Annotated in this window: 1 protein-coding gene; it reads left to right on the top strand. The window is 46.9% G+C overall.

The genetic code is table 11. The features are described from left to right. Window positions 1–618, top strand: a 618-nt coding sequence (locus tag ACFINO_RS11020; RefSeq protein ID WP_375655889.1) for a pyruvate kinase, incomplete at both ends; no start/stop codon positions are given.

Below are 618 nucleotides of genomic sequence, written 5' to 3'. Positions count from 1 at the left end.
ATGGAAAGTTGGAACTGCTTGCACAGGTGTGTGATGGTCATTCTGTGCAGTGCCTTGTGGTTGCTGGGAACCGTATTTCTGATCGAAAAGGGGTAAGTCTTCCCGATACAGTTTTGCCTTTTGGGCCAATGACTCTCAAGGATAAAGCCGATCTTCAGGCAGTTTTGGAGCAGCCTGTTGATTGGGTTGCTCTGTCTTTTATCCAGCGTCCGGAAGATATTATAGCAGTGCGTGCGTTGACCAAAAGCAAAGTGTCTTTGATGGCTAAGATCGAAAAACCTCAAGCTTTGGAGCATATAGAAGAGATTATTGATGTTGCCGATGGTATTATGATTGCACGCGGAGATCTGGGGGTAGAAATGCCCTTGGAGAGGGTTCCTGCCATTCAGATGGAACTTATAAAAGCTTGTCGTTTAGCTGGAAAGCCCGTCGTGGTGGCCACGCAAATGCTCGAGTCAATGATTACGTCATCTGTTCCTACAAGGGCAGAAGTTTCTGATGTTGCGACAGCAGTTTATACGGGAACTGACGCTGTCATGTTGTCTGCGGAATCTGCCTCTGGTCGTTATCCTGAAGAAGCTGTGCTGATGATGGATCGAATCGCACAACAAATTGAAC

This window comes from Bartonella sp. AA83SXKL (genome assembly GCF_042196965.1).
Taxonomy (GTDB): Bacteria; Pseudomonadota; Alphaproteobacteria; order Rhizobiales; family Rhizobiaceae; genus Bartonella.
The sequence above is the reverse complement of the archived record's forward strand: the minus strand, read 5'-3'. Positions and strand labels throughout refer to the sequence as shown.